The organism is Corallococcus sp. AB045, assembly GCF_003668895.1.
Classification (GTDB): Bacteria; Myxococcota; Myxococcia; order Myxococcales; family Myxococcaceae; genus Corallococcus; species Corallococcus coralloides.
The window spans coordinates 1-14,847 of record NZ_RAWN01000024.1; the positions used below are offsets into that span (position 1 = coordinate 1).

Below are 14,847 nucleotides of genomic sequence, written 5' to 3' on the forward strand. Positions count from 1 at the left end.
GGGGCTATGGGGTGGTGGGGGCGCAGCTCGCCTTGTTGCTGAGGGAGCGTCACCCGGACCTGCCGCTGCTCATCGCAGGGCGCCGGGAAGCGCCCGCCAGGGAACTGGCCGCGCGTCTGGGGCGGGCGGAGGGCGTCGCGCTGGATGTCCGCTCGCCCCAGGCGTTGGCGGCGCTGGGTGGGAAGCCCCGGGCCGTGCTGTCCCTGGTCAATGACCCGGAGGACACGCTGTTGCTGGCGGCGTCGCGCGCCGGGGTGCCCGTGTTGGACATCACCCGGTGGACGTCCCGGTTGAAGGCCACGGTGCTGCGGCTCTCCGGTGCGACGCCGGGCGCGCCGGTGTTGCTCGGATCCGCGTGGATGGCTGGGCTGGTTCCTCGCCTCGTGGCGATGGCGGCGCGGACGGTGGGGCCACTGGAGCGTGTGGAGGTGGCCATCCGCTTCGCGCTCGCGGATCAGGCGGGGCCGGACTCGTTGGAGTACATGGACCGGCTGGGCCTGTCCTTCGAGGTGACGGAGGACGGGCAGGAGCGGCAGGTGCTGCCGCTGACGGACGGCCGGCGGGTGAGGTTCTCCGACGGACGCCACACCCGGGTCTTCCGGCTCGACACGCCCGAACAGGCGACGCTGCCCCGCGTGCTGGGCGCGCGGACGGTGACGACGCGGCTGGGTTTCGACTCCGGCTTCGCGACCTGGACGCTTGTCGCGCTCCAGCGGCTGGGCATCCTTCGGCTGCTCCAGCATCCCCGTTGGACGCCACTGCGCCGGACGCTGCTCACCGGCAGCAACACGGGGGGCGAAGCCGCGTGGGTGGCGGACGTGGAGGGCGAGCGGGGGCAGGTCCGCATCGAGGTCGTGGATCCCCTGGGACAGGCCCACCTCACCGCCGTAGGAGCGTTGCTGGGCGCTGAGCGGCTCCTGGGATTGGATGGCGCGCCGCCGCCACTCCCGGGCGTGTGGTTCCCGGAGCATGAGTCCCGGCCCGAGGAGACGCTGGCCACCCTGCGTGCCTGCGGCGTCGAGGTTCGCATCGACGAGCGTCTTGCGCGCGAGGCAGCGTGATGACCCGCCGCACGAGCAGGAAGACCCCTGGGACACTTCCCTCGGCGAGCCCCCGGAAGGGGACCGCGGTGCATGCCAAGGGCACCGAGCGCGTGGAGCGCATCCTCGACGCGACCATGGAAGTCCTGGCCGGTGACGGCTACGCGGGCCTCAGCCTGCGCGTCGTGGCCCAGCGCGCGGGGGTGAGCCTGGGCAATCTCCAGTACTACTTCCCCACCAAGCAGGACGTGGTGCGGGCACTGTTGGCGCGCTACCTGGAGCAGGCCCTCCAGCGGGTTCGCGAGCGGATGGCGGGTGGCGGAAGCGAACCGGCGCAGCGGCTCCGGCTCGCCGTGGACGCCATCCTGGAGGACCAGGACTCACCCCACGCCTGCCAGTTCTTCGCGGAGCTGTGGGCGATGGCCGCGAGGGACGCCATGGTCGCCGACGCGCTCGCGGTCTTCTACGCCGGCTATCGCGCGGGCGTCGTGGAGCTGCTGCGGGAGCTGTCCCCCGAGCTCACCCCGGCACGCAGGGAGCGGAGAGCGGCACTGCTGGTCGCCCTCTTCGAAGGCCTTTCCCTCTTCCGGGGCGGCGGGAACCTGCGCGGCGCATCGGTGCCAGGGCTGGAGCAGGAGCTGCGCGTGCTGCTGGAGCAGGTGCTGCTTCCAGACTCAGAACGACGGCAGGTCTGACGCCAGATGGGAGGACAGCCCACCGTCCATCACCAGGGCGCTCCCGTTGACGTAGCCGCCAGCGGGCCCCACGAGGAAGGCCACCAGACCCGCCACCTCTTCTGGCGTTCCGAAGCGCTTCGCGGGGATTCGCTCCTGCAAGCGCTGGCGTGAGGCGGAGGGTGCCTTCGCCAGCATGTCCGTCTCGATGTAGCCAGGACAGACCGCGTTGCAGGTGATGCCGTAGGCTCCCCACTCCGCGGCGATGGCCTTCGAGTAGCCCACGAGCGCGTGCTTGGTGGCCGCGTAGGTGGACGACTGGGCGCCACCGAAGAGGCCCATGATGGACGCGACGTTCACGATGCGCCCATGGCCTTCCGTCTTCATTCGCGGCAGCGCCCACTGACACAGGTTGCGCACGCCCTCCACGTTCACGCCGAACAGCAGATCCCACTCGGCGACGCTCACCTCGTCCGCGCGATGAAACGGCCCACCCAGGCCCGCGTTGTTCACGAGCACCTGGGGCACGCCCACCTTCGCTTCGAGCCTTCCGAGCGCTGACTCCACCTCGTCCCTGTTCGCGACGTCACAGGCCAGCGGCCACGCGTGGCCCCCGTCCGCGCTCAACTGCTTCTGGAGTTGCTCCAGCGCGGCGACATCGCGGGACACCAGGACCACCTCGAACCCGCTCCGGGCCAGCAGGGTGGCGATGGCCGCTCCAATCCCCCGGCTGGCCCCGGTGACGACGGCGACAGGTGCCTTCGGCTGCGTCTTCATCAGAGGACCCCCCGCGGCGGGACGAGGCGCAGTTCGTCGATCCGCACGTTCGGGGGCTTGATCGTGATCTCCCAGATGCACTGGGCCACGTCCTCCACGGCGAGCATGTCGGCCGGACTGAACTCCGGCCGCGACCTCCAGAAGGTGGTGTAGACGGCGCCGAGCGACAGCAGGGTGGCGCGGATGCCGAACGCCTTGCCCTCCTCGTTCAGGACGCCGGTCAGCCCACGGACACCATGCTTCGTCGCGGCGTAGGCCCCGTTCATGGGCAGCGTGAGGTGGTCACTCACGGACCCGATGTGGATGATCCGCCCGCCGCCTCGGGGCTTCATCCGCCGGAAGGCCTCGCGCGCGCACAGGAACGTGCCCGTGAGGTTCACGTCCATCATCCGGTTCCAGTCCTCGAGGGACGTCTCGTGGAGCGGCGTGAAGACTCCGACGCCCGCGCAGTTGACCAGGACCTCGATGGGGCCCGTCTCCGCCTCCGCCCGCTTGAACAGCGCCACCACTGAGTCCTCGCGCGTGACATCCACGTGCAGGCAGTCCGAGGTCTCCGTCGTCACGTCACTTGCGGCGCACACCACGCGCAGGCCCTCCGCGCGCAGCTTGTGGACGACGGCGCGTCCGATGTCGCCCGTGCCTCCGATGACAATGACATTCCGAATGCTCAAGCGCCGTGCCTCTCCCCCGGGTTCATCCCCATGGACAGGGTAGTCCATGGAAAGCGAGCCAAGGAGGAATACGCAGAGGCGAGGTGCGAATCCGCTCTCGGGCTATTCGGGCGCGCCCTGTTCGATCCACGTGGAGATGAGATCGATCTCCTCTTCGGGAATGGGCGGCAGGCCCAGGGGCATGCCCAGCACTCCCGGCTGGAAGTGCCCGTCCAGCTCTCCCTGCCGTGCGAGCAGCGCGGCCACCAGTCGGGGCGTCCCATCCTCCAGCCGATCCGGGAGCCCGCGGAACTGGCCGTCGCGCTTGATGCCCCGGACGATGCCGGCCCGCGTGGCCAGGTCGAGCGAGGCCCCGTCGTAGCCGAAGCCGCCTGTGTTCCCGGGCCCCTGATCTCCGGGCCGCCGCAGGTCGGAGTGACAGTGGAAGCAGAGGTGCCGTGAGAGCTTTTGCGCCACCTCCGGGTAGTGGACCTCGCGCTCCAGCCTCCGGGGTTGGTACCGGGGGCGTGGCGTGGCCGCCACCTGGGGCAGGGGCTCGCGCAGGAAGGCCGCCAGATCCTCGACCTGCTTCGGGGTGAACGGGAAGGTGGGCATCTCCGTGTCAGGGAGGATGCGGTGCGGATCCGTCAGCCAGTTCCGCAGCTGCGCCAGGGACATGCGGTCGCGCACGTGGCGCAGATCCGGGGCCCGTCTCCGGGCCGAGGGGCTGTTGAACTCCGGCGCGCCATAGCGCAGGGACGCGAGCGGGAAGTCCCCCCGGTAGTGACAGCTCGCGCATGCGTGCTCTGCGTAGAGCGCCCGGCCCGCCTCCACATCACCTCGCGCGGGTTCCGCCGACTCCTCCTCGGTCACCGCGAAGAAGTCCGCGAGCAGCTCCGCGTCCTTCGGGCCCACCTTCATCCGGGGCATGGTCGCGCCGTAGAGCGGCCTCACCACGTGCGGTGCCTGGAGCCAGGAGACCAGCCACTCGCGCTTGACCCGCTGTCCCAGCGAGCCGAGGTCCGGGGTCCTCACCAGGTGCGTGAGGTGTCCCTTCCACCGCTCGACCTCCGCCTGCTTGTACCAGAGGTCCAGCCGCCCCGCGGTGATGGCCTGGTGGCACGTGACGCAGTTCTCGCTCAAGCGCGCGGACACTGGTTCGAGCCCGGGGACCACGTGACAGCGATTGCACTGGAAATGCTCCACGGCCTCCCGTGGCGTCGCCGGTGAGGGCTTCGTGGGAGCGAGCACCCGCGTCGGCAGGCGCAGCGCCAGCACGTCCGCGTCACGGACGAGCACGTAGCCACCACCGGCCACGGCCACCACGAGGGCAAGGCCCGCGAGCGAGGCAAACGGAAACGAGCGCACGGCCACGAGGGGGTGGATCAGTAACCGCTGTTGTCCACGAGTCCGAGCGTCCTGTTGTCGCAGAGATTCGGGAGGATGATGTGCTCCTGGGCCATTCCCAATCCCAGCACCAGCACCACGGACGTGAGCACCAGGGCCACGAGCGGCCGGGTTCCCGTGTCGCCGAACCTCCGTTTGCCTGGCCCGTGGAAGAACGCCGCCTGCATGAGGAAGAGCACCACGGGGCTGGCCACCAGCAACACCAGGTTGGGAGTTCTCATCGCGCACGCGGAGAAGTCGCTCGCGCTGAAGTTGAGCAGCGGCCCTCCCACCGAGACCGCTTCCAGCAGCAGGAGGAGCGCGACGCCGACGAGCAGGAAGAAGCCCCGGCGCGCTGCCTCCGGCTGTCCCTTCACGGTCGGGCCCCAGACGTTGCGCAGGATGACGCGGTTCATGAACACCGCGCCCACGCTCCAGACGAACAGGCCCGCCCAGTAGGACTGACTGAAGTCCTTGGGGGCGTCATCCATCGAATTGATGCAGGCGAGCGCACGCAGCGGCCAGAGGACCGGAGCACCGAACAGGATGGGAGCGAGGGCTCGGGGAAGCATCCGGTAAGGCTATCAGGCACTTCGCTGTGAGTGCGAGCGGGCCCACCCGGCGGCCGGACCCATTGGCAGTCATGGAGCCGGGCACGGCGTGCGCACGCTGCCGGGGAGCGGTCTTGGGGCCTACCCTCGGGAGTGCGCCCTGGAGAGCTGGCGCACCCGCGGGGAGTTCGCATGGAGCACTTCCTCACCCACGCCGAGCAACCCGTCGCGGTGCGCCATACCCGACGTGCCAGCCGGACCTGGCCGCGCTGGCTCCGCTACACGTTGCCGGGGGCCTGGGTGGCGCTCCTCTTCGCCTGTCTGGCTTTCACTCCGTCCCTGCTGCCGCGCAGCGGGCCGTTCCAGGGGTTCGTCAGCGGCCTCAGCGCGGCCATCGGTTATGGGCTCGGGTGCCTGGGCGCCTGGCTCTGGCGGGAGTTCGCGGACCGCCCTGCCAGGGAGCCCCATCGTCGCGCATGGCAGGGCTTTTTCATTGTTGCCGCCGTGGCGCTGGCGGGCGCGCTGGTGCTCGGCTGGCATTGGCAACAGCGCCTGCGGGAGCTCATGGGCATGCCCTCGCCGGGCCGCGCGGGATATCTGCTCGCTCCCTTCGTCGCGGCGGTCTTCTTCTTCGTGATCATCGCCGTGGGTCGTGGCCTGCGTGGCGTGTCCCGTGCGTTGGCCACGCGACTTGCTCGGCACATCGGGCCTCGCGCGGCCCGGGCGACGAGCGGACTGGCCGTCGTGGTGCTCACCGCGCTGGTGGCCAGCGGCTTGCTGTGGGACGGGCTCATCGCCGCGGCGGACCGCACCCTGGAGGTGCAGGACACGATGACCGACGAGGGCGTGGTGCCACCGAGCACCGCATTGCGCTCCGGAGGCGCGGGCTCACGCATCCCGTGGCATTCCCTGGGAAGGGAAGGGCGCAACTTCATCGGACGCGGGCCTTCGGTCGAAGAGCTCTCCCGCTTCCATGGCACGGCGGTGAAGGAGCCGATCCGCGCGTACGCGGGCTATGCATCCGCGCCGGACGCGGAGGCCCGCGCGGCGCTCGCGGTCGACGACCTGGAGCGGGCCGGCGGCTTCGATCGCGCGTACCTGCTGGTGGTGACGACCACGGGCAGTGGCTGGGTGGTGCCGGAGGCCGTGGATGCCTTCGAGTACATGACCGGCGGCGACTCCGCGATCGTCGCCATGCAGTACTCGCATCTGTGGTCGTGGCTCTCCGTCCTGGTGGATCAGGCGCGGGCCCGGGAATCAGGCCGGGCGCTCTTCGACGAAGTCCATGAGCGCTGGTCGCGGCTTCCTCCCGGCCAGCGCCCGAAGCTGCTGGTCTTCGGAGAGAGCCTGGGCTCCTACGGCGGAGAGACCGCGTTCAGCGGCGAGCGGGACCTGGCCAACCGCACCGACGGAGTGCTCTTCGTGGGGCCGCCGAACTTCAACACCCTGTATCGCGCGTTCACCGACCACCGCGACCCGGGCAGCCCCGAGGTGGAGCCCATCTACCGGCAGGGCCGCATCGTCCGCTTCAGCCGCCGGCCGGGGACCGACATCCCGCCCGCGTCCGCGCCGTGGGGAGACTCGCGTGTGCTGTACCTGCTGCATCCCTCCGACCCCATCATCTGGTGGAGTCCCCGGCTCCTGGTGAAGCGGCCGGACTGGCTGCGAGAGCCGCGAGGTGATGACGTGCTGGGCCAGATGGTGTGGATCCCCTTCGTCACGTTCTGGCAGGTGACGGCGGACCTTCCCCTGGGCATGGAGGTGCCCGCGGGCCACGGCCACGTCTACACCGCCGAGCACGTGGACGGCTGGGCCGCGCTCCTGCGGCCCGAAGGCTGGAGCGCGGACCAGACGGCGCGGCTGCGGGACCTCCTCCTCGCGCGGGAGGCCTCGAAGAACGACTGAGCGGAGGAGGCTCTACCGCGCTTACGGCGCGTTGAGCCAGTCGAAGTGGTGATCCAACGTGAAGGTGCCGTCCGGTTGGTCCATGCGCACGAGCAGCCAGGGCGGTACGGCCCCGCCCAGGACCGCTGGAACGTTCATCGGCTGGCGGCGTGGATCCTGGTAGCGGTTGACGCCGCCAGCGGTGAGGGCACCCATCCGCAGGCCCGGCAGCGGCGCGCTGGACGTGTGGCACGACTGACAGAAGGCGTTGCTGCTGGAGTCCGGGCGAGGCAGGTCGGCCTCCAGATGGGGCATGACCATCATCGACGGGCGCAGACAGCGCTCGCGCCACTGCTGCACGGAGTGGGGGTTCTTGTGCACACGGTCGATGCACAGGTGCTCGCCAGACTGGGCCGGGTAGTCCAGCGGCTCCACGTAGGACTGCAGCCGCAGTTGCTCACACAGGGACCGGCCCGACGTGAGCGGGTATTGGTACGAACGTGAGCGCAGCGTCTCCAGCACAGGCGAATACACCTCCGAAGCGCGGTAGGTCAGGTCCACGGTCGTTCCCAGCGCCTGGTTGCACAGCAGCTCCTCCACCCAGGGCCGCACCGAATCCCCGGGGGACAGCGCGTAGATGCGCAGCTCATCCACCCAGCCATGGAAGGGCAGCCGCGCCTGGCCCGGGACGAAGCTGGGCCCCGGGTCGCCGACCGTCATCCACGTCCAGCCGTTCATGGAGTTGTACATCGGGTCGAAGCCCACGTCGTAGGGCGCCACGGTCAGCGACGTGTGCGCCGTGCCGTTGATGTAGAACGTGAGCTTCCGCTGCCCGGCGAGGGTGTAGACCTTCATGCCGAAGTGAAAGTATTTGCCGGGCTGCACCAGCGAACCCAGGTTGACGCTGAACGTGGAGCCCGTCTGGCCGTTGTAGCCGGTGAGCTCGTGCCACGTGTTGGAGTAGCCGTCGACCGCCTGCACCAGGCCCACCCACGAGTTGTCGGAGAAGTAGAACAGCGTGCGAGGCACCGTGCGTACGACGGCGCCGGGCCGGGGGACGAACGGCGCATCCATCCGGGAGTCCAGCCAGATGCCGAATAGCCAGTCGCGGCGCGAGCCGTCCACCGGGTAGCCCATGTCCATGAAGTCATTGCGGCCATCCAGCCAGACACCCTTGCCGCTGACGCCGCCCAGGGCCACCGGTTCGATGCGCGCGCCGCCCCGCAGCCGGACGGAACCCGGGGGCTGCGGCCCATCCGTGCCGAACACCGGGCTGCCCGTGGCCGCGTTCTGCGCCAGCGGGTTGCGCATGAAGCGGAAGTCCGCGATGTCGCCTCCGCGCACGTAGGCCCACGCGTTGCGGGTGGGCATGAAGCCATCCTGCGGGAAGGTCTCCGCGCGCTGCGGGCCTTCCGGAGACACGTCCATGCGCATGGCCGCGTTCATGTGCGCCACCACGAAGGCGCGCTTGTTGAGGTAGTCGTCGAAGGCCACCTCGGAGTTGCGCTGGGTGTTGGATTGGAAGTTCCACACCACGTCGAAGGGGAGCGTGGGCCGCAAGGCATTGAAGGTGTTGAGCTGGTTCTCGAAGGAGAACAGCTGCGAGCTGCCCTTGGGCGACAAGGACAGGTCCGCGCCCGCGTAGAGGCGCAGGGAATAGGTGCGCTGGTAGCGGTCCTCGCTGTTGCCCCCCAGGTCGGTGATGCTCATGCCGTTGTCCAGGATGACGGCCTTGCCGTGCGTCCAGGCCCCCAGCACGCTGATGGCCTGCGCCGGCGCGCGGTCCGGATTGAAGCGGGCCCGGTCCGCGTCGGAGGCGGGAGCGCTCCACAGCTGATCGAGGAAGGAGTAGGGGGTTGAGCGATCCTCCCTCAACACCTGCCGCGCGTAGTAGCCGTCATGGGGGTTGTTCTTCGCCGCGAAGAACAGGTTCTTGCCCTCGCGGTCCAGCCACGCGTACGCGCCCTGGTTGCGCACGCCGAAGGGGATGGGGTTGCCCAGCGTGTCGCGGAAGTTGCGCGGCTGGCCGTTGATGACCTGCGAGCGGGCCAGCTCGTAGCGGGTGTTCACCGCCGGATCCATGGGCATCATGCTGATGGGCTTGAAGTGACTCCAGCTCGCGGCCTGGCAGATGGCGTCCGAGGACGCGTAGAAGAGGCCGCCCATGTTCAGGATGAGCATCCGGCCATCGCCGCTGGTCGCGGGCTCGAACATCGCCAGGTGCTTCTCACCGGGCCCGCTTCCGATGATGCCGTTCCACGTGCTGCCGTTGCCGATGACGGCGTCCTCGTCGTCCTCCACCTTCAGGTCGCCCGCGAAGCTCTGACGGTCGAAGAACTGGCACCACTTGGGGGCAGAGGCGGTGGTGTTGCGGACGTAGAAGGTGAAGCCGCCGAACCTCAAGGGGGCGTAGCACTGGAAGCTGGGGTTCTGGGTGAACAGCCGGGGCCAGTCGATGGTGTCCGGCGCCCCGGGGACGCTGTACGCGGAGCCGGTGCTCATGTCGCCCCAGTTGGAGTCGTGGGGGTTGAATGGGCGGAACGGCGGCAGGTCCCAGGTGGGCAGGGACTTGGACTCGCCTTCGGGGTTGCGTGGGTAGACCCAGAGGCCCCAGTTCTGGGCGCCGCCGCCCACGGAGTCTCCCGCCGTCGCGAACTTGGGGTTGCGCACGAAGACGGTGAGCGCCGTCGAACGCAGCTCCCAGCGCTTCCCGTCGGAGGCGACCATTCCGTAGACGAGCGAGATGTCGTAGCAGTCCCCGGAAACCCACGGCGAAGTGGCCTCGTAGCGGGCCCGGCACGCCAGCGGGTTGCGGCCGCGGCCCGCCGCGTTCAGCGACGAAACGGAGTCCTCGCACAGCGTGCTGTGGAGCATGTCCGGGAAGTCATTGTTGTGCTTCGCCGCGAGCCGGCTGTAGCCGGGCATCGGGTTGAAGGCGACGAAGGGATGGAGCCCCGGCTGCCAGCCAGGCTGCGCGTAGCGGGTGCCCTTCTGGGAGAAGTCGTAGCGGAAGTCCGGGCCCAGCAGCTCCGGCCGGAAGGTGTAGAGGGTGGAGCCCTCAGCGCAGCCACGGCAGCCGCCGCGCACGAAGAGCCGTCCGTCGTTGCTGCCCCGGTTGAAGGGCAGCACCTGGATGGCCTGGGATGCGTCCGCGGTCTCCGGCGTGCGCGGCGCGTTCCAGCCGTTGTCGTATTCGAACGGAGGGAACGGCTGCATCACGCCGGTGAGCGCGGAGGGGCGCACGGACAGCGGCGTGGTGGTGGACGCGCGATAGGGGCGCCAGGCCGCCGACAGCTCGCGGAAGATGCTGGGGCGCTGGGGGTTGTCCGCGTTGTAACAGTTGTCGATGCGGCTGTAGTCGTTGGAGCACGCGGCGGTGCCCACGAAGGCCACTTCGGAGAACTGCGTCGGCGAATCCAGCCGGGCTTCGGACGTGGCGAGCGGCGAGGGTGGGGATGGCTCCGCAGGGGGCAATGAATCACATGCCACGTTGATGCAGAGCAGGGCCAGGACGCTGGCCCGCCAGGGAATTCGAGACGCGCGGTGAGGATGCATGAGACGCGGTGTGCTGTCTCATGCCGCCTTCCGTCAACTGGGGCTATTGCGACTGCGTCGACGACGCGGCCGGCGCGGGGACGCACTTCGTCTCGAAGACGGTGACGATCCGCTTGAAGTCCTGGCGCGTCGCATCCGAGACCCCTTCGTGGAGCATGTCGAGCGCACGCCGCCCCATGACCACGGCCTCGTTGCAGCGCCCGGCCTGGAAGAACAGCGCCGCCTGGGTGTTGAGGATGACCGAGTTGCCCGGCATCAGCCGCACCGCGCGCAGGGCCGGGGCGAGCCCCTTCTGGGGCTGCTCGGTGATGACGTAGTACCAGGCCAGGGCGTTCTGGACGGAGGGGCTGTCCGGCAGCAGCTCCGCGGCGCGACGGCGGGCCTGCTCCTGGTTGGCGGACGCGTCGCCTTCGGCCTCCAGCGACGTGGCGAGCAGATCCCACGCGCGACCATCCTCCGGATGCTTCTCCACCAGCTCACGCGCGAGCTTCAGCCGCTCGGCCTTGTCCAGCTTCTCGGCCCGCAGCCGGAGGGTCTCCACGTGGGTCGGGTCCTCCTTCAGCGCCTGCTCCAGCTCCAGGTCCGCCTTGCGCTGGCGTTCGGCCGGCGGCACGTCCCCGGGCGCCTGCGTGAAGAGGATGGAGCGGATGACGTGCACGTCCGCGGGCTCCAGGGCGCGTGTCTGGGTTTGCGTGGGCACCGGCGGCAGCGGCTGGGTGGAGATGGCGTAGCGCCCGAGCTGCACGTAGTTCGTGAGGGCGGCCTGGTACGAGCCGTCTCCCTGGAAGGCCACCGCGAAGGCGCGCCGGGGGTCCTCGCCGCGTGCCAGCTGGTTCTGGAAGGTGCTGAAGCGCTCGCCGTGCTCATTGATGAGGTAGTGCACCCACAGCCACGACGAGGCGTAGTGGCGCTGGAGCTCCGCGGTGCTCTGGTTCGTCTTGCCGTCCCACTGCCACAGCTCGTCCAGCGTGAGCCAGCCGTGCGCGCGCACGTACTGGAGCAGCGCCGGGCTGGCCCGGCCCAGCACCACGTTGCGGTCGCTGGGCCGGATGGTGACGGTCTGCAGGTAGGACGCCAGGCCTTCCGAGATCCAGCGTGGCTGGCGGGGCAGGGCGAAGGCGCTCAGGTAGTGCGCCAACTCGTGGGCCTGGGTCTCCTTGTCACCCGTCGTGTCCGCCAGCAGGTAGCCGCCGCCGCCCGTCATCACCATCCGCGGGCCGTCGGGCGTCTGTCCGGCGAAGCCCGCGTAGCGCGCGTCGGTGAACTCCTCCAGGTCGCGGGGGTTGCTGAGCACGATGACGTCCACCGTGCCCGGCGGGTCGAAGCCCGCGCCCCAGGCCAGCAGCAGCGCCCGCCGGAACTCCTCCAGCTCCAGCGCGCTCTTCGCCGCCGCCTGTTCCTCCAGGTTCGTGCGCACGCGGAAGTGCGAGCTGCGCACCTCGCGCCAGGGCCGCCCACCCTCGGCCGGACACAGGGCCCGGCTCGCCGTGCAGCCCGAAAACAACGTCAACGCCAATCCCAGGAGCCCCAATCGAATGCCCATGGCCGCGGCTTCTGGCACACCCGCCGGGTGAAAGGACAGCCACCCCCGGCATGACGCATGGGGCGCTCCGACCCCCACGAAGGACCCCCGAATTGAGATGATTCATCAGTGAATCCGGGCACTTCGGTTCACTCGACAGGCCCCGGTGGTCCCTTCCGACGCCCGAGGGGCCCTCCCGCGTCAAGGACCCCGGTGGGGCCGACCGCTCCGAGGAGGCTCCCCGCTTGCCCTGAAATCACGTATAGGCCCTCCGCACATTTCGCGCGGCACGCGAGCGATCCGCAGGGTGAGCGGTCAGGGGCCCCCGGGACTGCTCTGGAGGAACGGATGGAGTTGTCGAGTCTCGAATCTGAATTCTGGGCGATCGCACCGAGCGTCATCGGCGCCGTCGGTCTGCTCTTCGCTGCGTTCTTCTACTTCCGCGTCAAGGGTCTCCCGGATGGTGACGCGACGATGAACCGCATCGCGGGCTACATCCGCGAAGGCGCGATGGCGTTCCTCGTCCGCGAATACAAGGTACTCGCGGTCTACTGCGTGGTCGTCGCCATCATCATCGGTCTGGCGCTGGGCCCGGTCGCGAGCGCGAGCTTCGTGGCGGGCGCGTTCCTGTCGCTGCTCGCGGGCTACATCGGCATGAAGGCCGCGACGTTCGCGAACGTGCGCACCGCGCAGGCCGCGCGCACCGGCTCCAAGCCGAACGCGCTGCTCGTCGCCCTGGATGGCGGCGCCGTGATGGGCCTCGCCGTCGCCGGCCTGGGCCTCATCGGCATGGGCGTCGTCTACTACGTGTTCCGCTCCAGCCCGGAGCTGTCCCCCATCCTCCACTCGTTCGCCGTGGGCGCCAGCTCCATCGCGCTCTTCGCGCGCGTGGGCGGCGGCATCTACACCAAGGCCGCGGACGTGGGCTCCGACATCGCCGGCAAGGTCATTGAGAACATCCCCGAGGACGACCCGCGCAACCCCGGCGTCATCGCCGACAACGTGGGTGACAACGTGGGCGACGTGGCCGGCATGGGCGCGGACATCTACGAGTCCATGGTGGCCGCCATCGTCGCCGCCATGGCCATCGCGCTGACCGCCAACGCGACGGAGCTCTCCCGCCTCGTGGTGGACACGAACGCGACGGGCAACGCGAAGCTGGCCGGCGTCATCCTCCCGCTGGTGCTGTCCGCCATCGGCCTGGTGGTCAGCCTGCTGAGCATCTTCATCGCCCGCGCGCTCAAGCACATGAACCCCGCGCAGGTGCTGCGCAGCGCGCTCATCATGCCCCCGGTCATCCTGGTGGGCCTGTCGTTCGTGCTGATGAACGTGTTCGGCCTGTCCCAGAACATCACCATCGCGCTGGCGGCGGGTGCCTTCGGCGGTGCCATCATCGGCCTCGTCACGGACTACTACACGTCGTCCACGCCGGTGCAGCGCATCGCGGAGGCCTCCATCACGGGCGCGGGCACCAACCTCATCCGCGGCCTCGCCGTCGGCATGGAGAGCGTGGGCATCTCCATGGCCACCATCGCCCTGGTGGCCTACATCGCGGACCGCGCGCTCGGCCTGTACGGCATCGCGCTGTCGGCGGTGGGCATGCTGGGCGGTACGGCTGTCGTGATGACGGTGGACGCGTACGGCCCCATCTCCGACAACGCGGGCGGCATCTCCGAGATGTCCGGCCTGGGCCCTGAAGTGCGCGCCATCACCGACGAGCTGGACGCGGTGGGCAACACCACGGCCGCCATCGGCAAGGGCTTCGCCATCGGCTCCGCGACCCTCACGGTCATCGCGCTGTTCTCCGCGTTCAACCTGGAGGTCAACCACACGCGTCTCGCCAACGGCATGGCGGAGATGAGCCTGGAGCTGACCAACCCGAACGTCATCGTGGGCCTGCTGCTGGGCTCCATCCTCCCGTTCCTGGTGGGCGCTTCCACCATGCTCGCGGTGGGTCGCGCCGCCGGCGCCATCGTGGAAGAGATTGGCCGTCAGTTCCGTGAGATCCCCGGCCTGATGGAGCTCAAGGCCGAGCCGGACCCCAAGAAGATCGTCGACATCGCCACCCGGGGCGCCCTGCGCGAGATGATCTTCCCGGGCCTCATCGCCATCGTCGCCCCGCCGCTGGTGGGCTACCTGCTGGGCCCCGGCGCGCTGGCGGGCCTGCTGGCCGGTGCGCTCGTCGTCGGCGCCACCATGGCCCTCTACATGGCCAACGCGGGCGGTGCGTGGGACAACGCCAAGAAGTTCATCGAGAAGGGCAAGCTGCCGGGTCACGCCAAGGGCTCGGCCGTCCACAAGGCCGCCGTCGTCGGCGACATGGTGGGCGACCCCTTCAAGGACACGTCCGGCCCGGGCGTGGCCATCCTCATCAAGGTCATGAGCGTCGTGTCGCTGCTCGTGGCCTCGCTCATCGCGCTGCGCTGAGTTGAGCCGTCCCTGGGGGGCGGCCACCCGGCTTCGGGCGCCGCACCCTGGGTGTAGGAGACCAGACACCCGGCCAGGCAATGCCGGCCGCGTCAGGGGCAGTGGGCGAGCACGTGCTTACACTTCATGGTGTGTGCCGCTCGCTGTTCTCCTGACGATGAGGTGTCCCATGGTCCTGGAGTTCTCCCAGCAGCAGATCCACCTGCTCCACGCAGTGCTGGCCGAAAGCGCTGATGCGCTGCGGGACGAGATTGTCCGCACCGACAAGCTCGAGCTGCGTGAGGAGCTGAGGAGCAGGTTCGACCAGCTGTTGGTCATCCAGCGCCAGGTGGAGGCCCGGATGCACCAGGAGCAGCCAGCGGCGCTCTGAGGCCGTTGGGC

General features: G+C 69.5%; 11 protein-coding genes. 5 read left to right on the forward strand and 6 right to left on the reverse strand.

Going from position 1 to position 14,847, the window contains the following annotated elements; genetic code table 11:
* The coding region (locus D7Y21_RS08300; RefSeq protein WP_121712380.1) for a saccharopine dehydrogenase family protein at nt 1-1,061 on the forward strand (1,061 nt) is incomplete at its 5' end.
* A 68-nt stretch (nt 1,062-1,129) separates the two neighbouring features.
* Nucleotides 1,130-1,735: a TetR/AcrR family transcriptional regulator gene (locus D7Y21_RS08305; RefSeq protein ID WP_233612024.1), complete on the forward strand. Its 606-nt coding sequence runs from the start codon at nt 1,130-1,132 to the stop codon at nt 1,733-1,735.
* Here D7Y21_RS08305 and D7Y21_RS08310 read toward each other — a convergent pair.
* The 4 genes from D7Y21_RS08310 to D7Y21_RS08325 form a co-directional block, all read right to left on the reverse strand.
* Nucleotides 1,715-2,491: an SDR family NAD(P)-dependent oxidoreductase gene (locus tag D7Y21_RS08310; RefSeq protein WP_121712383.1), complete on the reverse strand. Its 777-nt coding sequence runs from the start codon at nt 2,489-2,491 to the stop codon at nt 1,715-1,717. The two genes, D7Y21_RS08305 and D7Y21_RS08310, sit on opposite strands and share 21 nt — an antisense overlap.
* Nucleotides 2,491-3,162, reverse strand: coding sequence for an SDR family oxidoreductase (locus D7Y21_RS08315; protein ID WP_121712385.1), 672 nt, complete (start codon nt 3,160-3,162; stop codon nt 2,491-2,493). The genes D7Y21_RS08310 and D7Y21_RS08315 overlap by 1 nt, the downstream gene beginning before the upstream one ends.
* Nucleotides 3,163-3,264: 102 nt before the next feature.
* The gene (locus D7Y21_RS08320; RefSeq protein ID WP_121712387.1) at nt 3,265-4,515 is read right to left on the reverse strand and encodes a cytochrome c family protein; all 1,251 of its coding nucleotides are present in this window, start codon (nt 4,513-4,515) and stop codon (nt 3,265-3,267) included.
* Between the two features lie 11 nt (nt 4,516-4,526).
* On the reverse strand, nt 4,527-5,099 hold the full coding sequence (locus D7Y21_RS08325; protein WP_121712389.1) for a hypothetical protein: 573 nt from the start codon (nt 5,097-5,099) through the stop codon (nt 4,527-4,529).
* Nucleotides 5,100-5,270: 171 nt separating this feature from the next.
* Between D7Y21_RS08325 and D7Y21_RS08330 the strand changes: the two genes are divergently transcribed.
* Nucleotides 5,271-6,983 carry an alpha/beta-hydrolase family protein gene (locus D7Y21_RS08330; protein WP_120566189.1) on the forward strand — a complete coding sequence of 571 codons (1,713 nt, stop codon included), beginning with the start codon at nt 5,271-5,273 and terminating at the stop codon, nt 6,981-6,983.
* A gap of 21 nt (nt 6,984-7,004) precedes the next feature.
* On the opposite strand, the gene D7Y21_RS08335 is transcribed toward D7Y21_RS08330, so the two are convergent.
* Both D7Y21_RS08335 and D7Y21_RS08340 read right to left on the reverse strand, forming a co-directional pair.
* Nucleotides 7,005-10,517 (reverse strand): LamG domain-containing protein, encoded by a 3,513-nt coding sequence (locus tag D7Y21_RS08335; RefSeq protein WP_147469223.1) that lies wholly within the window; start codon nt 10,515-10,517, stop codon nt 7,005-7,007.
* 43 nt (nt 10,518-10,560) lie between these two features.
* Nucleotides 10,561-12,060 carry a DUF1570 domain-containing protein gene (locus D7Y21_RS08340; protein ID WP_121712393.1) on the reverse strand — a complete coding sequence of 500 codons (1,500 nt, stop codon included), beginning with the start codon at nt 12,058-12,060 and terminating at the stop codon, nt 10,561-10,563.
* 327 nt (nt 12,061-12,387) lie between these two features.
* On the opposite strand from D7Y21_RS08340, the gene D7Y21_RS08345 reads away from it, so the two are divergent.
* Both D7Y21_RS08345 and D7Y21_RS08350 read left to right on the forward strand, forming a co-directional pair.
* Complete coding sequence (locus D7Y21_RS08345; protein ID WP_120566186.1) at nt 12,388-14,466, forward strand: sodium-translocating pyrophosphatase; 2,079 nt, start codon at nt 12,388-12,390, stop codon at nt 14,464-14,466.
* A gap of 169 nt (nt 14,467-14,635) precedes the next feature.
* Nucleotides 14,636-14,836, forward strand: coding sequence for a hypothetical protein (locus D7Y21_RS08350; RefSeq protein WP_120566185.1), 201 nt, complete (start codon nt 14,636-14,638; stop codon nt 14,834-14,836).
* The last annotated feature ends 11 nt before the right edge of the window (nt 14,837-14,847 follow it).